Origin of the sequence: Pseudomonas mohnii (assembly GCF_900105115.1) — a bacterium.
GTDB lineage: Bacteria > Pseudomonadota > Gammaproteobacteria > Pseudomonadales > Pseudomonadaceae > Aquipseudomonas > Aquipseudomonas mohnii.
The window spans coordinates 5,924,958-5,941,740 of the sequence record NZ_FNRV01000001.1 but is presented as its reverse complement, the minus strand read 5'-3'; the positions used below and the strand labels follow the sequence as shown (position 1 = coordinate 5,941,740).

The following is a 16,783-nucleotide window of genomic DNA, read 5'->3' as shown; positions in this document are numbered from 1 at the left end:
GTTCTTGAGGGTGGTGTTTTGTCAGTCGAGGCGTTCGATCACGCACGCAATGCCCTGGCCCAGGCCAATGCACAGACTGACCAGGGCGTAGCGCCCGCTGCTGCGCTCCAGTTGTCGCACCGCGCTATAGGCCAGGCGTGCGCCGGAAGCACCGAGCGGATGACCAATGGCAATGGCACCGCCGTTGGGATTGAGGCGCGAATCATCGAAGGCGATGTCAAGTTGCCGGGCACAGCCGAGCACTTGCGCGGCAAACGCTTCATTGATTTCGATCAGGTCCATGTCGGCCAGGCTCAAACCTGCACGCTGCAAGGCCTTGGTGCAGGCCGGCACCGGGCCAAGGCCCATCAATCGTGGTTCGACCCCCGCCACGGCTCCGGCCAAAATGCGCGCACGAGGCCTCAGACCCGCCTTCTCACCCATGGCCCGCGAGCCAATCAGTAGCGCGGCCGCGCCATCATTGATGCCCGAGGCGTTGCCTGCGGTGACAACGCCGTCGTCAAACAGTGGTTGCAGGCCCGACAGCGCCTCGAAGTTGCTTTGTGGACGCGGATGCTCGTCACGGTCGACGATCTTCGGCGGCTGCTTGCGCCCTGACGGCACTTCGATCGGCAGGATTTCACCGGCCTGGAAACCCTCCCGCACCGCCGCGTCGAACAGCGCCTGGCTGCGTGCGGCATAGCGGTCGACTTGTTCGCGAGTAATGCCCAGTTCATGAGCGACGTTGTCCGCTGTCTGCGGCATCGAATCGGCACCGAACCCGGACTCTACCTTCGGGTTGGGAAAACGCGGGCCGAGGGTGCTGTCGTACACTTGAAAGTCACGGGACCAGGCGCTTGGCGCCTTGGCCACCACGAACGGCGCCCGGCTCATGCTCTCCACGCCGCCCGCAATAAACAGCTCGCCTTCGCCGCAGCGCACGGCGCGGGCAGCATCCAGTACAGCCGCCAGGCCAGAGCCGCAGAGACGATTGACGGTCAAACCGCCAACGGCCGTCGGCAAGCCGGACAGCAGCGCAACATGGCGCGCCAGGTTGCGCCCGTCCTCACCGGCCTGGCTGCTGCAGCCGGCGATCAAGTCTTCATAGTCGCGCACCTCAAACGGGTTACGCGCCACCAGCGCGCGCACGACAGAGGCCAGCAGGTCATCGGGACGCACACCGGCCAACGCGCCACCGTGGCGACCGAAGGGTGAACGCAGGCCATCGTAGATATAAGCCGTCATGCTGGGTCCTCGGGGGTGGTCAGGGGCAGGCCGAGCTGGACCCGGCGGCGCAGCCAGGGGCTGGCCCGATAGCGCGGCTCCTGATACAGCTCATGCAGTTGGTGCAGGATCTGCCAGATCTGCAACGCCCCGTATCGGTCACCAAAAGCCAACGGACCATGGGGGTAACCGAGGGCCAACTGCACCGCACGGTCCAGGGTGGCCGGCTCGGCGATGCGACGCTGGGCAATCTCGCAACCCAGGTTGACGATCCCGGCGAGCACACGCTGGGCGATAAAGCCTGGCGAGTCATTGATGACTTCCACCGGCACGCCATCGGCGCCCAGGGCCTGGCACGCCTGAGCCAGAACCAGCGCGTCGAGCGCCGGTTGACGCATCAGTACGCGACGCGCGTCGAAACCGACGAAGGTTTCCAGTGCCAGGCTGCGTCGCGACGGCAGTCGCTTGCGGGCGATCACGCTGCTGGCATCCTCCCCCAGCGGCGTCACCAGGCAGATGGCGCTCGCACTGGGTTGATCGCCCTGCTCCAGCACAACGCCGGCAACGGACAGCACCGCGGCTATCCGCTCGCGCATGACCGAGTCGTCGCAGTCCAGCCAGAATGGCTGGGTGATGGCCACCTGCGGCGGCGCCTGCGGCGCTTCCTCGACCACGCTACCGTCCTGATAGCGATAGAAGCCCTGGCCTGTCTTGCGCCCCAGCAGGCCGCTGGCCAGGCGAGGTGGCACCAGTGCCGACGGGGTGTAGCGCGGGTCCTGATAAAACTGCGCGTGTATCGACTCCATCACCGCATGGGAAATGTCGAGGCCAACCAGGTCAAACAGCTCGAACGGCCCCATGCGAAAGCCGAGGCTGTCCTTGAGGATGCGATCGATCTGCGCCGGGGTGGCGATCCCCTCGCCCAGGATACGCAAGGCCTCCGGACCGAAGGCCCGCCCGGCATGATTGACCAGGAAGCCCGGAGAGTCGGGGGTCGTCGCGGCAAAGTGACCGGCGTGCCCGGCCAACGCCGCCAGGCGCTGAACCACCTGCGGGTCGGTCAGTTCACCACGCACCACTTCGACGATTTTCATCAGTGGCACCGGGTTGAAAAAGTGAAACCCGGCCACTCGCTCGGGATGCCGGCAGGCACTGGCAATCAGGCTCACCGACAAGGATGAGGTGTTGGTCGCCAGCACCGCGTCGGCCCTGACCACTTGTTCCAGCGCACGGAACAACCCCTGCTTGGCCTCAAGGTTTTCAACGATCGCCTCGATCAATAAATCGCAATCGGCAAGGGCTTCAAGGTGAGTGGCCGCCCCCATGCAAGCCAGTGCGCCGGCCAGTGCTTCACGGCTCAACTTGCCCTTGGCGGCGGCACGCTCAAGCAACGCCCGATTGGCTTGCAGCGCCTCCTGCGTCGCTTCACTGCGACTGTCATACAGCAACACCGGAACACCAGCGGTGGCGAACAAGTGGGCGATCCCCCGGCCCATCGCGCCGCTGCCGATCACACCGATCTGTTTGAACGTATTCACAAGCACCTCCTCAAATCGCCCGTTCCAGTTCCGGCACGACGTCGAACAGATCCGCCACCAGGCCGTAGTCGGCGACCTGGAAGATCGGCGCCTCTTCGTCCTTGTTGATCGCCACGATGACCCTGGAGTCCTTCATGCCGGCCAGATGCTGGATGGCACCCGAGATGCCCACCGCGATGTACAACTGCGGCGCGACGATCTTGCCGGTCTGACCGACTTGCATGTCGTTGGGTACAAAACCGGCATCGACGGCGGCACGCGATGCACCCACGCCCGCGCCAAGCTTGTCGGCCAGCGCATAGAGGTGTTTGAAGTTGTCACCGTTCTGCATGCCACGGCCACCCGACACAACAATCTTCGCGGCGGTCAGCTCCGGGCGATCGGACTTGGCCAATTCTTCACTGACGAAGACCGACTGACCGCTGTCGGTGACCAAGGCGAGCGCTTCGATGACGGCGTTGCCCCCTTCGGCGGCAGCGGCATCGAATCCGGTGCCGCGCACGGTGATCACCTTCACGCGGGCAGAGGACTGCACCGTCGCGATGGCGTTGCCCGCATAGATCGGGCGCTTGAAGGTATCGGCGCTTTCGACCGCGATGATCTCGGAGATCTGGTCGACGTCCAGTGCGGCGGCGACGCGCGGCAGGATGTTTTTGCCATTGGACGTGGCGGCAGCCAGGATATGGCTGTAGCTGTCAGCCCCGGCTTCTTGAACAAGCGCGACGATCAACGGCGCGACGTTTTCCGGCAACCCGTGCGCGTAGGCAGCGTTGTCGGCCAGCAGCACTTTCGTCACGCCTGCCACCTTCGCCGCCGCCTCTGCCGCGGCGCCCGCGCCCTGACCGGCGACCAGCACATGAATATCGCCGCCGATCTGCTGCGCAGCCGTCACGGTGTTGAGGGTGGCAGCCGCCAGTGCTGCGTGGGTGTGTTCAGCGATAACCAGGATAGCCATTAGATTACCTTCGCCTCGTTCTTCAGTTTTTCGACCAGTTCGGCCACCGACTTGACCTTGATCCCGGCGCTACGCGCGGCCGGTGCCTGGACTTTCAAGGTGTGCACAGTGCTGGCACAGCTGACGCCCAGGGCGTTCGGCGTGAGCACCTCCAGCGGCTTCTTCTTGGCTTTCATGATGTTGGGTAACGACGCGTAGCGCGGCTCGTTCAACCGCAGGTCGGTGGTGACGATGGCTGGCAGCTTCAGGGAAACAGTCTGCGCGCCGCCGTCGATTTCGCGGGTCACCGCGACGCTGTCGCCGCTGATTTCGACTTTGGACGCGAACGTGCCCTGACCGTAACCGCTCAACGCAGCGAGCATCTGGCCTGTCTGGTTGTTGTCGCTGTCGATGGCCTGTTTGCCAAGGATCACCAGCTGAGGCTGTTCCTTGTCGACAACCGCTTTCAACAGTTTGGCAACGGCCAGGGACGTCAGATCTTCGGCGGATTCGACCAGGATGGCGCGGTCGGCACCCAGCGCCAGCGCGGTGCGCAGTTGCTCCTGTGCCGCACTGCCGCCGATGCTGACGACCACCACCTCGGTGGCAATCCCTTGTTCTTTGAGGCGCACCGCTTCTTCCACGGCGATTTCGCAGAAGGGGTTCATCGCCATCTTGACGTTGGCAAGGTCAACGCCGGAGTGGTCCGCCTTCACGCGAACCTTGACGTTGAAATCAACCACACGTTTTACCGCAACCAGTACTTTCATAGATAGTGTGTTCCCGTGTGAGTGCAGTGATCGGTCAGGCGCTGTGCAGCAGCTCGGCGTAGGCCTGCAAATGGTGATCGTCATCGCCCAATTGATGACCCAGCATCACCAGGCGCTTGGCGTGATGGGCCAGGCTGTACTCCCAGGTCATGCCGATACCACCGTGCAACTGGATCGCTTGCTCGGCGATCAGGCGCGCGGCGCGGACCACCACGAACTTCGCGGCGGCCAGTTGCCGGCTGCGTTCGTCGCCGTCGGCTTGATCAGCCACACAGGCGGCAAGGATGGCCATGGAGGTGGCCATTTCCAGCTCGCCGCACATGTCGGCCATGCGATGCTGCAGCACCTGGAATTTGCCGATTGGCGTGCCGAACTGCTTGCGCGTCTTCAGGTAGTCGAGGGTCAGGCGAAAAGCTTCCTGCATACCGCCGACGGCCTCGGCGCACTGCCCGGCAATGGCCCGACCCTGCTGATAACGCAACGCCGGCAAGGCTTCGCCGATGTCACCGAGCAAAGCACCCCGGGACACAAAGACATCGTCGAGAATCAGATCACTGGCTCGCGGGCCATCGATGCAGGGGTAATCGCGACGCTGCAACCCATGGACTTGCGCCTCGACCAGAAACAGGCTGATGCCCTGTTCGCAACGTGTATCACCGCTGGTTCGTGCCGACACCAGGATCAATCCCGCACTGGCCGCGCCCACCACACAGATCTTGCGCCCGGACAGGCACCAGCCACCCTCGACCGGGCGCGCCTGGGTCTGCACATCGTGCAGCTGGTAATGGCTTTGCAGTTCTTCCAGAGCCACCGCCAGTTGCAGTGAGCCTTCGGCCACCCGCGGCAGCAGGTCTGCCTTTTGGCTGGCATCACCGAGTTGTTGCAGCAGGCCGGCCGCGTGAATCTGCGACTGCAGGAAGGGCTCCAGGCACAGGTGGCGACCGAGCTCGGTCATGATCAGCAGGTTGTCCACGCCGCTGCCACCGAAGCCGCCATGTTCCTGGGCAATCGGCACCGAACACAGGCCCAGTTCTGCCATCTGGTTCCAGAACACCGGGCTCATGCCGGCTTCGCTGTGGTAATAGCCTTCGCGGGCTTCGAAGCTGTAGTGATCGCGGGCCAGTCGGGCCACGGTGTCTTGCAGCATTTGCTGCTCGGAGCTGAGTGTGAAGTCCATTGCGTGCCTCCTTAAAGCTCAAGAATCATCTTGGCGATGATGTTCTTTTGAATTTCATTGGAGCCGCCGTAGATAGACAGCTTGCGAAGGTTGAAATACTGGCTGGCGGGGGCGGCGCTGTAGTCGCTGTGCAGCGCAGTGCCGGTAAAGTCGTCGGTCAATTGCGCTTCGACGAAAGGCAACGCCTTGGCGCCCAGCGCCTTGCGCAACAGGTGACTGATGGCCTGGCGAATTTCCGAGCCTTTGATTTTCAGGATCGAGCTTTCGGCACCGGGCACACCGCCGGCCTGGGCAGCAGCGAGGATGCGCAAGGTGCTCATCTCGATGGCCAGCAGCTCAATCTCCACCTGGGCGACCTGCAAGCGAAACTGCGGGTCCTGCAGCAACGGCCGGCCGTTGCGCAACTCCTGCCGGGCGACCGCTTTGAGGTGCGCCAAGGCTGCCTTGGATTGGCCGATGCCAGCCTGCCCGGTGCGCTCGTGGGTCAGCAGGTATTTGGCGCAGGTCCAGCCCTGGTTCTCTTCGCCCACCAGGTTTTCCACTGGCACGCGGACGTTGTCGAAGAACACTTCGTTGACCTCATGCTCGCCCTCGAGCGTGATGATCGGGCGAACGCTGATGCCCGGCGTGGTCATGTCGATCAGCAGGAAAGAAATGCCCCGCTGCTGCCGGGCTTCGCTGTCCGTGCGCACCAGGCAGAAAATCATGTTGGCGTGCTGGCCGAGCGTGGTCCAGGTCTTCTGGCCATTGACCACATAGTGGTCGCCCTCGCGCACGGCGCGGGTCTTGAGGCTGGCCAGGTCCGAACCGGCACCCGGTTCCGAGTAGCCCTGGCACCACCAGTCTTCTCCGCTCAGGATGCGTGGCAGGTAATGCGCCTGCTGCGCCGGGTTGCCGAATTTCATGATCACCGGCGCAACCATATTGACGCCGAAGGAGATCAGGCGCGGCGCACCGAAGGCGGCGCACTCCTGCTCGAAAATGTGTTTTTGCACCACGCTCCAACCGGTGCCACCAAAGGTCACCGGCCAATTGGCCGCGTACCAGCCACGCCGGGCAAGGATGCGCTGCCAGCGTTGGTGGTCGTCCTTGCTCAGACGCTTGCCCAGGCGAACGCTATTGGCGATGTCCGCCGGCAGCGCGTCACGCAGGAAAGCACGCACCTCGGTGCGGAACTCAAGCTCGGCGGGTGTGTAGTGGATGTCCATGCAAAATCCTCGGTCGATGGTCAGGCCAACACCAGGCTGGCCGCAGGTTCAGCGTCGGCCGCTCTTGGCTGTCTGGCGCCGGGCAAAGAAATCTTCGATCAGCGCTGCGCGCTGGGGCGATGCCATGCATTCGAGAAACAGCGCGCGCTCGCGCTGCAACCCTTCGATCAATGGCATATGGATCGCCGCTTCGATCGCAGCGAGGCAGCGCGGTGCCGAGAACGAATCAGCCTGGGTGCGGCCGATTTCGCTGCGCCGGGCCGCGATCAATGCACTGGCCTCGGCAGACGTCGTTGGTATCGTCATCTGGCCGACGCGCCGCACGCCCACGCGCTCGGCCAACAGGTGCCGCGCATGCGCAAGGCCTGCAACCAGAGGCTCATCGTCGAACAGTGCGTCAACAAGACCGAGCTCCAGTGCCCGGGTTGCCTCGATCGGCTCGCCGCCGATGATCATGTCCAGCGCGCTTTGCACACCCACCAAGCGCGGCAGGCGTTGGCTGCCGCCGCCCCCGGGCAGCAAACCCAGACGGGTTTCCGGCAGGCCGAGCCGGGTGGCACGGTGAGCGATGCGGTAGTGACAGCCCAGCGCGACTTCCAGCCCGCCACCCAGCACGGAGCCGTGCAACACCGCCAGCGAGGGCTTGCTGCCGTTCTCGATGGCCAGGGTCAGTTCCTGCAGGATCGGCGCCTGGGCCGGTTGGCCGAACTCGCGAATATCGGCACCGGCAATAAAGGTCTTGCCTGCGCAATAGAGCATGATCAACTCGACCTGCCCGTCCCGCTCGGCCGCCATGAACGCTTGCAACAGCCCGACGCGCACGGCGTGACCGAGGGCATTGACCGGCGGGTTGTCGACCCGGATCAAGGCCACGCCTGCCTCTCGCGTCATTTGTACGACTGAAGTCATCGGACAGCTCCTCTTCTTATAGTTATGCGGCTTGCCAATCGATCGCGTTTCTCAGCGATGGGTCCATACCGGCTGGCGCTTCTGAGCGAAGGCCTGCATGCCCTCCTTCTGGTCCTGACTGGCGAAACTGGCGTGCATCAATCGCCGCTCGAACTGCACACCCTCGGCCAGGGTGGTTTCGAAGGCACGGTTGACCGCTTCTTTATTGAGTTTCACCGCGATCGCCGGGTGAGCGGCAATCTGTGCGGCCACGGCCAGGGCTTCATCCAGCAGGTCTGCCAGGGGCACCACGCGACTGATCAAGCCGCAGCGCTCGGCCTCATCGACTTCCATGAAGCGCCCGGTCAGGCACAGGTCCATGGCCTTGGCCTTGCCGATGGCGCGGGTCAGGCGCTGGGTGCCGCCGGCACCGGGCAACGTGCCGACCTTGACTTCGGGCTGGCCGAATCGAGCGTTGTCGGCGGCGATGACCATGTCGCACATCATCGCCAACTCGCAGCCCCCGCCCAGCGCCAGGCCGGCAACCGCGGCGATCACCGGCTTGCGGCAGCGGGTGACGGTCTCCCAGTTGGCCGTGACGAAATCCTCCAGGTACACATCGGCAAACCCCTTGAACTGCAATTCGCTGAGATCGGCACCGGCCGCGAAGGCTTTGTCGTTGCCGGTAATGACGACGGCCCGAATCCGCTCATCGGCCTCGAAGGCCAGCAGCGCCTGGCCCAGCTCGGTCATCAAGGCATCATTGAGGGCGTTATGGACAGCCGGGCGATTCAAACGGATCAGGCCGACGGCTGCACGCTGCTCGACAAGGATATTCAGGAAAGCCATGTCACCTACCTCTTGTTGTTCGGTATGGGTTTCGAATATATCCACAGAAAAAATTAAAGACAACATGTTGACACATTAATTTTGAAAGCCTTATCTTCAGCTCATCGAAAGGGCAATACCAGATCGTAAGAAAACAACAATTCCAACCCTTAAGAGTCGATACTTATAAATGAACACCTGGACAGCCACACCACCAGATCGTCATCCGGAAGCGTCCTCCACAAGCGCTATCAGTGACATGATCATTACAGATTACTGGGGTATACAGGTTGCACGAGGCCAAGGCTGTCGCGCCCTGTCGAGCTACCAGGCTGGCGAGAACAATCCTGTCTCGTTTACCTACGGCGAACTGGATGCCGTGGTCACCCGCATGGGTGCCGGCCTGGCCGCCCTGGGTGTGGAAAAAGGCAGTGTGGTGTCCTGCCAGTTGCCCAACGGCTGGCAGATGACAGCCTTGTTCCTGGCCTGTGCCCGTATCGGCGCGGTGTTCAACCCGCTGATGCCGATCTTTCGGGAACGCGAACTGCGCTTCATGCTCGGCCACGCCCGCAGTCATCTTCTGGTCGTGCCCAAACACTTCCGGGGTTTCGATTACGCCAGCATGGCCGAAGGCCTGCGCACCGACCTGCCGGAACTGCGCCATGTACTGGTGATAGGGGGTGACGGTCACAACAGCTTTGAACAGCAACTGCTCGAGCGGGAATGGGAAAAGCACTGCGATACCCAGGCGCTGTTCGCAGAACGACGCCCCCAGGCCGACGATATTCTCCAGCTGCTCTTCACTTCCGGCACCACGGGTGAACCCAAAGGGGTGCTGCACACCTCCAGGACCCTGCTGAGCAATATCATTCCTTATGCCGAGCGCCTGGGGCTTGGCCACGAAGACATTATCTTCATGGCCTCGCCCATGGCTCACCAGACCGGTTTTCTCTACGGTCTGATGATGCCCATCTACCTCGGCGCGGCAGCGGTACTGCAAGACGTCTGGGATGCGCGCACCGCCATAAGGATCGCCGCCGCCGAGCGCCCGACTTTCACGATGGCCTCAACACCGTTTCTCGCCGATTTGATCGAGCTCGCACCGGACAATGGTGACGCGCTCACGAGCCTGCGTTTTTTTGTCTCGGCCGGCGCGCCCATTCCGGAAAGCCTGGTGGAAAAGGCTGGCAACAGCATCAACGCGAAAATCATCTCGGCCTGGGGCATGACCGAAACCGGCGCTGCCACCATGACGCGTCCGCAGGACGATCCCGAGCGGGCCATCTACAGCGACGGCGTGGTGCTACCGCTCATGGATGTGCGGGTGGTCGATGATGCCGGGCTTGCGCTGCCCGCCGGCAGCGAAGGCCATCTTCAGGTCCGCGGCGCGAGCCTGTTCGTGGGCTACCTCAAGCGCCCCGATCTCTACGGCGTTGACGCCCAGGGCTGGTTCTCCACCGGAGACCTGGCCCGTATGGATGCCCAGGGCTACATCCGCATCACCGGACGAACAAAGGATGTCGTCATCCGCGGCGGCGAAAACATTCCGGTGGTTGAGGTGGAAAACCTGCTCTACAAGCACCCGGCCATTTCGGCGGCGGCCCTGGTGGGCTGCCCCGACGAGCGACTCGGTGAGCGTGTCTGCGCTTACGTCACGTTGCATGACGGCTACACGGAGCTGAGCCTCGATGACGCGGTGACCTTTCTGCTCGAACACAGTCTGTCGCGCAACTATTTGCCCGAGTACCTGGAGGTGCTGCCTGCCCTGCCCCGCACGCCCTCCGGGAAGATCCAGAAATTCAAGCTGCACGAGCGGGCCGCGAACATTCGCATCGACCCGGCCAAGCGTCGCTGATCAACACACTCGATACACGCAACTCAACTGACTTGGAGAATGCCCCATGAAAGGCCTTAGTGGAAAAACCGTGATCATCACTGGCGGGGGCGGCGGCATCGGCCGCGCGGTGTGCCAGCGCTTCGCCGCCGAAGGCAGCCGGGTGGCGGTGCTGGATCGCGACAGCGCTGCGGCGCAGGTCACCGTCGACCTGATCCGCGAAGCCGGTGGAAAAGCAGTCGCCTATGCCGCCGACATCGCCGACTACGACGCCATCACCCAGACCGTGGCGGCCATCGAAAAAGACTTGGGTGTGCCGACCGTACTGGTCAACAACGCCGGGTTCGACCGCTTCATGCCGTTTCTCAAGACCGAACCAAAGCTCTGGGAGCAGCTGATTTCGATCAACCTGACCGGTGCCCTGAACATGCACCACGTGGTGCTGCCGAAAATGCTCGAGGCCGGTGGCGGCAAAGTCATCAACATTGCCTCTGATGCCGCCCGCGTCGGCTCGTCGGGCGAGGCCGTCTATGCAGCCTGCAAGGCTGGCCTGGTGGGCTTGAGCAAAACCCTGGCGCGGGAGCTGGCGACCAAGAACATCAACGTCAACGTGGTCTGCCCCGGTCCGACCGACACCGCGCTGCTCAAAAGCGTGGCCGAAACCTCCAGCAACCCGGAAAAGCTCCTGGAAGCCTTCAAGAATGCCGTGCCGATGCGCCGACTCGGCCAACCGGAAGACTATCCGGGAATCATCGCCCTGCTCGCCAGCGACGATGCCAATTTCATCACCGGTCAAGTCATCAGCGTGTCCGGCGGCCTGACGATGGCTGGCTAAGCCAGACGATACTCATATGGGAGAGCATGCAATGAACTACGAAGACATCCTGTACCAAGAACTCAACGGTGTCGCGACCATCACCATCAACCGCCCCGAGCGCTACAACGCATTCCGCGGCCAGACCTGCATGGAGCTGATTGACGCGTTCAACCGCGCCGGCTGGAACAAGGAAATCGGCGTCATCGTCTTCACCGGCGCAGGCGACAAGGCCTTCTGCACCGGAGGCGACCAGGGCGCTCATGAAGGCCAGTACGACGGCCGCGGCCTGATCGGCCTGCCGGTCGAAGAGCTGCAGAACCTGATCCGCGAAGTACCCAAGCCAGTGATCGCACGGGTCAACGGCTTCGCCATCGGTGGCGGGCACGTGCTGCACGTGGTCTGCGACCTGAGCATCGCCTCCGAAAACGCGGTGTTCGGCCAGGTCGGCCCCAAGGTCGGCTCGGTCGACCCAGGCTACGGCACCGCCTACCTGTCGCGCCTGATCGGCGAAAAACGCGCCCGCGAAATCTGGTACCTGTGCCGCAAGTACAGCGCCCGCCAGGCGCTTGACTGGGGGCTGGTCAACGCCGTGGTGCCCCACGATCAGCTCGATGAAGAAGTACAGAAATGGTGCGAGGAAATTCTCGAGAAGAGCCCTACCGCGCTGTCCATCGCCAAGCGCTCGTTCAATGCCGACAGCGCCAACATCGGCGGCATCGGCGGCCTCGGCATGCAGGCCCTGAGCCTGTACTACGACACTGAGGAGTCCAGGGAAGGCGTCGCCGCTTTCAAGGAAAAGCGCAAGCCCGAGTTCCGTAAATTCTACAAATGATCCCTGCGCCGGCAGCCATGGCGCTGCCGGTTCAGCACCCGAATGGCCTGGAGAGCATCATGAATTTCGCATTCACAGAACAACAAAATGCCATCCGCGACAGCGTTGCACGATTCAGCGCTGACGTCCTCGCCCCCGGTTACCGCCAGCGGGATCGCGACGGCCGCATCGAGCGCGAAGTCATTGCCCAAATGGGCGAAATGGGCCTGCTTGGCGGCGAACTGCCTGAGGAGTTCGGCGGCAGCGGCCTGGACTGTGTCACCGCCGGCCTGATCATCGAAGAACTGGCCCGTGGCGACTTCAACGTCGCGTACATCCCACTGCTGACGTCGTTGAACGGCCAGATCATCGCCCGCTACGCCGACGCATCGCTGGCCCGGGAATGGCTGGGTGAAATGACGGCCGGGCGCAAGGTCGCCTGTATTGCCCTGACCGAACCCGGCGGCGGGTCCGACGCTGCCAGCTTGCGCCTGAAGGCCGAACTCAAAGGCGACGTCTATGTGCTCAACGGCGAGAAGACGTCTATATCCATGGCCGATCAGGCGGATGTCGCCGTGGTCTTCGCCCGCACCGGCACCGTGGAGCAACGCGCCAGCGGCATCAGCGCTTTTCTGGTGCCCATGAACCTGCCGGGCATCAGCACCACCCGTTTCGAGGATGCCGGCGAGCGTGCCATTGGCCGCGGGTCGATTTTCTTCGACAACGTTGAAGTGCCGGCCAGCCATCGCCTGGGCGATGAAAATAAGGGATTCAAACAGGTGATGCAGGGCTTCGACTACAGCCGCGCCCTGATCGGCCTGCAGTGCCTGGCATTGGCCCAGCAGTCGCTGGATGAAACCTGGCAATGGCTGACCGAACGCAAGGCCTTCGGCCAGGCGTTGTCTTCCTTTCAGGGTTTGACCCACCCACTGGCAGAATTGCAGACCTACGTGCATGCTGCGCGCCTGCAGTGCTATTACGCCTTGTGGCTCAAGGATAATAAGCTGCCGCACAATGCCGAGGCGGCCATGAACAAATGGTGGGGACCGAAACTGGCGTTCGATGTGGTCAAGCAGTGCCTGCTGGCCCATGGGCACACCGGTTACGGCGAGGACCTGCCGTTCGCCCAGCGCTTGCGCGATGTACTTGGCCTGCAAATCGGTGACGGCACCGCGCAGATCATGAAAAATATCATCGCGCGCGAATTTGTCCCCAACTGATGCCCTGCCTGCTCCGCCAGGCCGGGCGCTCATACAGCCGCGCTCGTCCTTACGGAGCCGACAAGGAACATTGATGAACAATAGCGATACCCGATCCGTACCCAATACGCTGTTTTTCCGGTTGTTCCAGACCGGTAACGTGCTGCAAAGGCAAGTCCAGAAAGAGATGGGCATCAGCACGGTGCAATGGGCCGTGCTCGGCGCACTGTCACGCGAACGTTATGAAGGGGGTATTTCGTTCTTTGAACTGACCGAATACCTGTTCGTCAGTCGCCAGAGCCTGGACGGTGTACTCAAGCGCATGGAGCGCGACAACCATGTGCTGCGCGTGCCCCACCCGGATGACGGACGTGCCCGCCTGGTGCAGTTGACCGATACCGGCAGGACATTCTGGGACTCTCTGCAGGAAAGGATCCAGACGTTTTACCAGCAGGCATTGAAAGGCTTCAGTTTCGACGACAGCGTCAGCCTGCTGCATTACCTCAACAAGCTACAGGGCGACATGGCCGCCATATCGCTCGGTAGCGAGCAGCAAGACGACGAGGCGCAATAGGCTGATCCCAACCTTCCTGCCCTCGCCCAAGCGTCATTGTTCATAAAACCCTGAACAGCCCTTTCCAGGGGCTGGCTGAACAACAAAAACAACTCACGGCAGGCAGGAACATCACATCATGCGTACAGCCAATCCCGTCACTGGGCATCTGGCCGGGCCGACTCGCGCCCGGTATTCCTTGAAAGCCACTTGTGTGTCTGCGTTATTGCTCGCGACACAGGCCCATGCAGACCTGGTCGCCGACAGCCACATGAGCCTGGAAACACGAAATTTCTACATGAATCGCGATTACCGGGATGCGGGTCTGTCCGACGGACCGCGCCATGATGGCAAGCCTCAGAGCAAGGCCGAAGACTGGGCACAAGGCTTCATTCTGCGCGGTAACTCCGGGTTCACCGAGGGTACGGTCGGCGTTGGCCTTGATGTCCTGGGGCTGGTCGGCGTCAAGCTCGACTCCGGCGGCGGCAGCAGTGGTACGGGTGTCCTGCAGCGCAATCAACGGACTGGCGAGCCCGTCGACGAGTACAGTTTCCTGGCGCCGACCGCCAAGCTCAAAGTCGCCAAGACCCTGGTCACCCTCGGCAACCACGAACCGGTCATGCCCGTGTTGTTCCGCAATGACACACGGCTGTTGCCACAAACCTATCAGGGTGGTCAGGTCGTCTCCACTGACATCCAGAACCTGAGCCTCACCGCCGGACAATTTCGCCAGGCCCATCAGCGCGACTCGTCAGACTATGAAGACATGCGCATGGCGGCCGATGGCTCTACCGGCGGCGTGCCCACAGACCGTTTCAACTACGCAGGCGCGACCTACGCCCTCCAGCCCAATCTCAGCGCCACGTTTTACCGCGCCGAACTGAAGGACAATTACAGCCAGAATGCCGCCAGCCTTTTATACAAGTCGGCGTTGACCGAAAGCGTCAACTTCAAGGCCGACCTACGCTACTTCGGCAGCGATAACGAAGGCCATACCAACGTCGACAACCGCTATTTGGGTGGCATGTTCACGGTGAGCAGCCGCGGCCATTCCCTGGGCCTTGGTTATCAAAACCAACGTGGCGACACCGGACTTCCCTATTTGTCGGTTGCCGATCCCTGGGCCTTGAATAACGGCACATACCAACCCTTTGTCCGGGCCAGGGAAGATTCCTGGCAATTGCGCTATGACTATGACTTTGCCCCCATGGGCCTGCCCGGACTGACATTGATGACCCGCTACATGCGAGGCAATGATTTCGAGATTCGAGGCGTTGCCGCCAAAGAGTGGGAGCGCAATACCGACATTGCCTACGTGATCCAGAGCGGGCCTTTACGAAACCTGAGCCTGCGCTGGCGCAATGTCACGTATCGCGGCAGCGCAACGACCGACGTGGATGAAAATCGCCTGATCGTCGCGTACACGTTCAAGTTCTGGTAGGCCGAGGTTTACGCCCATTGTCCCGGAACTGAATTCAGCCAGAAGTGGCATCGTCACAACCGTGGCGAGGGAGCCCGCTCCCTCGCCACGGTTCATTCGCCGTTCCAACTATCCTTGACTGACGGATATCAGGAGCCACCGGTGATGCGTACGATCAATCTGCACGCCGCACAGCGCGACGACCTGGAAACCCTTGAATGCCTGATGCAGTTCTATACCTATGACTTCAGCGAGTGGTTGCCGTTGAAACTGGCTGAACACGGTTTCTTCAACATCCTGCCCCTGACCGATTACTGGCGAAAACCCGCGACCCGGCCGTTTCTCATCAGGGTGGACGGGGAATTGGCCGGGTTCGTGACCGTGGACGATGAAACCCATCGGCCCGGTATCGAGCACAACATCGGTTACCTGTTCGTGACCCGGCGCTTTCGTGGCCAGGGTGTCGCGAAGTTTGTCGTTTCCACCCTCTTGAGCCGTTTCCCCGGTCAATGGCAGATTTTCCACATCGAGGCGAACCAAACGGCGCGACTGTTCTGGGCTGCGGTCATGCCCCATCTCACGGGTGGCGAGTACAGCCTGCATCACCCGTCGATTGGCGGTTATCCATGCACCCTTTACCGCTTTGAAAAATCGCCACCTTCACCAGCACCAGGCCCAATCCCGTAGAACCGCCAAAGGCTCCGATCCTGGCGATCCATCCGCCCCACAGCCCCCTAAACCCTTTGTGCTAATTCCAAACAGCTTTGTCAGACAATATGTAGTGACGAAAAATATTCACTACAAAACCGTTGACGCCTTCGATTTGCCCTTGCATGATGCAGACGTCTCCCCGATCGGGAGTACACGCAACACGCTTGAGCAAGCTCGTCTGACCGCCGAGCTGTTTTTTCCGGATACACCCTGCCCACAAGGCAGATTGAAGAAGCTGACCTGGCCCGAACGTCCAGTACAAGGACGAGAAGCGCTAGCGATCCATCCTCATGAAGCTTGTGCCCGACCCTGAAAACGTCGGCAGTGGCCTGAAGGTATTCGCTGCTTCTCTTCGTTGTGACGCTAACGCGTAGCAGTTATTCAACACGACTACATGCAACAGATGCGGGACCCCGTCGAATATGGCGGACGACTGCTGACGTCCTGGTTTCGGTGCCAGGGATCAACTAACCGATGGGCTACTTGTATTAGCGAATCAACTTTGAAAGATCACCAAATGGTCAAGGGGTTTTAAAATGAATCTGAACAATCAACCAACTATCGAAGAACTGGCTCGTATGTTCGCTGCGCAAAAAGACAGCCACGACAGCCATATTCTGTGGATCAGCAAGTCGGGCCAGGTTCATATCGACTGCCTGTCGCCACATGCCCATGAAACCGAGTTTGACCAGAACAACCAGAACCTGCTCGCCCGACTGAAGATGTACCGTCGCGGCCAGGGCTATGTCGGCAAGAAAGCGGCGGCCGACAAGGACTTCATCGGTAATGTTCTGCAAACGCTGAAACAGACCTGGGCATCGATGCAGAACCAGAACGAAGTTCGGGTGATTGACCGGTTCTACTGATCAGGAAGCGTCATCACTGACTTACC

General features: G+C 61.7%; 16 protein-coding genes. 8 read left to right on the top strand and 8 right to left on the bottom strand.

What is annotated here, in order from left to right:
* Window positions 1-21: 21 nt before the first annotated feature.
* From BLV61_RS27780 to BLV61_RS27745, 8 genes are read right to left on the bottom strand one after another with little or no spacing between them, the layout of a single operon-like run.
* Window positions 22-1,224, bottom strand: a complete 1,203-nt coding sequence (locus tag BLV61_RS27780) for a 3-oxoadipyl-CoA thiolase (RefSeq protein ID WP_090468777.1) — start codon at window positions 1,222-1,224, stop codon at window positions 22-24.
* Window positions 1,221-2,741 (bottom strand): 3-hydroxyacyl-CoA dehydrogenase, encoded by a 1,521-nt coding sequence (locus BLV61_RS27775; protein ID WP_090468775.1) that lies wholly within the window; start codon window positions 2,739-2,741, stop codon window positions 1,221-1,223. Before BLV61_RS27775 ends, BLV61_RS27780 begins: the two co-directional genes overlap by 4 nt.
* Before the next feature lie 10 nt (window positions 2,742-2,751).
* Window positions 2,752-3,696, bottom strand: a complete 945-nt coding sequence (locus BLV61_RS27770) for an electron transfer flavoprotein subunit alpha/FixB family protein (protein WP_090468773.1) — start codon at window positions 3,694-3,696, stop codon at window positions 2,752-2,754.
* Window positions 3,696-4,445 (bottom strand): electron transfer flavoprotein subunit beta/FixA family protein, encoded by a 750-nt coding sequence (locus BLV61_RS27765; protein ID WP_090468770.1) that lies wholly within the window; start codon window positions 4,443-4,445, stop codon window positions 3,696-3,698. The genes BLV61_RS27770 and BLV61_RS27765 overlap by 1 nt, the downstream gene beginning before the upstream one ends.
* A gap of 34 nt (window positions 4,446-4,479) precedes the next feature.
* The gene (locus BLV61_RS27760; RefSeq protein WP_047528112.1) at window positions 4,480-5,622 is read right to left on the bottom strand and encodes an acyl-CoA dehydrogenase family protein; all 1,143 of its coding nucleotides are present in this window, start codon (window positions 5,620-5,622) and stop codon (window positions 4,480-4,482) included.
* A gap of 11 nt (window positions 5,623-5,633) precedes the next feature.
* Window positions 5,634-6,830, bottom strand: coding sequence for an acyl-CoA dehydrogenase family protein (locus BLV61_RS27755; protein WP_047528111.1), 1,197 nt, complete (start codon window positions 6,828-6,830; stop codon window positions 5,634-5,636).
* Window positions 6,831-6,878: 48 nt separating this feature from the next.
* On the bottom strand, window positions 6,879-7,739 hold the full coding sequence (locus BLV61_RS27750; RefSeq protein ID WP_090468768.1) for an enoyl-CoA hydratase/isomerase family protein: 861 nt from the start codon (window positions 7,737-7,739) through the stop codon (window positions 6,879-6,881).
* 51 nt (window positions 7,740-7,790) lie between these two features.
* Window positions 7,791-8,567 carry an enoyl-CoA hydratase gene (locus BLV61_RS27745; protein ID WP_047528107.1) on the bottom strand — a complete coding sequence of 259 codons (777 nt, stop codon included), beginning with the start codon at window positions 8,565-8,567 and terminating at the stop codon, window positions 7,791-7,793.
* A gap of 238 nt (window positions 8,568-8,805) precedes the next feature.
* Between BLV61_RS27745 and BLV61_RS27740 the strand changes: the two genes are divergently transcribed.
* From BLV61_RS27740 to BLV61_RS27705, 8 genes are all read left to right on the top strand, one after another.
* Window positions 8,806-10,401: an AMP-binding protein gene (locus tag BLV61_RS27740; protein WP_244159930.1), complete on the top strand. Its 1,596-nt coding sequence runs from the start codon at window positions 8,806-8,808 to the stop codon at window positions 10,399-10,401.
* A 46-nt stretch (window positions 10,402-10,447) separates the two neighbouring features.
* Window positions 10,448-11,215: an SDR family NAD(P)-dependent oxidoreductase gene (locus tag BLV61_RS27735; RefSeq protein WP_047528102.1), complete on the top strand. Its 768-nt coding sequence runs from the start codon at window positions 10,448-10,450 to the stop codon at window positions 11,213-11,215.
* A gap of 31 nt (window positions 11,216-11,246) precedes the next feature.
* Window positions 11,247-12,029, top strand: coding sequence for a 2-ketocyclohexanecarboxyl-CoA hydrolase (gene badI / locus BLV61_RS27730; RefSeq protein ID WP_047528100.1), 783 nt, complete (start codon window positions 11,247-11,249; stop codon window positions 12,027-12,029).
* A 59-nt stretch (window positions 12,030-12,088) separates the two neighbouring features.
* Window positions 12,089-13,228, top strand: coding sequence for a cyclohexanecarboxyl-CoA dehydrogenase (aliB, locus tag BLV61_RS27725; protein ID WP_090470003.1), 1,140 nt, complete (start codon window positions 12,089-12,091; stop codon window positions 13,226-13,228).
* A gap of 73 nt (window positions 13,229-13,301) precedes the next feature.
* On the top strand, window positions 13,302-13,781 hold the full coding sequence (locus BLV61_RS27720) for a MarR family winged helix-turn-helix transcriptional regulator (RefSeq protein ID WP_090468763.1): 480 nt from the start codon (window positions 13,302-13,304) through the stop codon (window positions 13,779-13,781).
* Window positions 13,782-13,899: 118 nt separating this feature from the next.
* Complete coding sequence (locus BLV61_RS27715) at window positions 13,900-15,201, top strand: OprD family porin (protein ID WP_090468761.1); 1,302 nt, start codon at window positions 13,900-13,902, stop codon at window positions 15,199-15,201.
* 144 nt (window positions 15,202-15,345) lie between these two features.
* Complete coding sequence (locus BLV61_RS27710) at window positions 15,346-15,867, top strand: GNAT family N-acetyltransferase (protein WP_090468759.1); 522 nt, start codon at window positions 15,346-15,348, stop codon at window positions 15,865-15,867.
* Between the two features lie 560 nt (window positions 15,868-16,427).
* Window positions 16,428-16,757, top strand: coding sequence for a hypothetical protein (locus BLV61_RS27705; RefSeq protein WP_047528094.1), 330 nt, complete (start codon window positions 16,428-16,430; stop codon window positions 16,755-16,757).
* Window positions 16,758-16,783 lie beyond the last annotated feature (26 nt).

Coding starts and splice junctions, on each gene's coding strand:
- BLV61_RS27780 (WP_090468777.1), bottom strand. CDS start 1,224: ATGACGGCTTATATCTACGATGGCCTGCGTTCACCCTTCGGTCGCCAC.
- BLV61_RS27770 (WP_090468773.1), bottom strand. CDS start 3,696: ATGGCTATCCTGGTTATCGCTGAACACACCCACGCAGCACTGGCGGCT.
- BLV61_RS27765 (WP_090468770.1), bottom strand. CDS start 4,445: ATGAAAGTACTGGTTGCGGTAAAACGTGTGGTTGATTTCAACGTCAAG.
- BLV61_RS27760 (WP_047528112.1), bottom strand. CDS start 5,622: ATGGACTTCACACTCAGCTCCGAGCAGCAAATGCTGCAAGACACCGTG.
- BLV61_RS27755 (WP_047528111.1), bottom strand. CDS start 6,830: ATGGACATCCACTACACACCCGCCGAGCTTGAGTTCCGCACCGAGGTG.
- BLV61_RS27750 (WP_090468768.1), bottom strand. CDS start 7,739: ATGACTTCAGTCGTACAAATGACGCGAGAGGCAGGCGTGGCCTTGATC.
- BLV61_RS27745 (WP_047528107.1), bottom strand. CDS start 8,567: ATGGCTTTCCTGAATATCCTTGTCGAGCAGCGTGCAGCCGTCGGCCTG.
- BLV61_RS27740 (WP_244159930.1), top strand. CDS start 8,806: ATGATCATTACAGATTACTGGGGTATACAGGTTGCACGAGGCCAAGGC.
- BLV61_RS27735 (WP_047528102.1), top strand. CDS start 10,448: ATGAAAGGCCTTAGTGGAAAAACCGTGATCATCACTGGCGGGGGCGGC.
- badI (WP_047528100.1), top strand. CDS start 11,247: ATGAACTACGAAGACATCCTGTACCAAGAACTCAACGGTGTCGCGACC.
- aliB (WP_090470003.1), top strand. CDS start 12,089: ATGAATTTCGCATTCACAGAACAACAAAATGCCATCCGCGACAGCGTT.
- BLV61_RS27720 (WP_090468763.1), top strand. CDS start 13,302: ATGAACAATAGCGATACCCGATCCGTACCCAATACGCTGTTTTTCCGG.
- BLV61_RS27715 (WP_090468761.1), top strand. CDS start 13,900: ATGCGTACAGCCAATCCCGTCACTGGGCATCTGGCCGGGCCGACTCGC.
- BLV61_RS27710 (WP_090468759.1), top strand. CDS start 15,346: ATGCGTACGATCAATCTGCACGCCGCACAGCGCGACGACCTGGAAACC.
- BLV61_RS27705 (WP_047528094.1), top strand. CDS start 16,428: ATGAATCTGAACAATCAACCAACTATCGAAGAACTGGCTCGTATGTTC.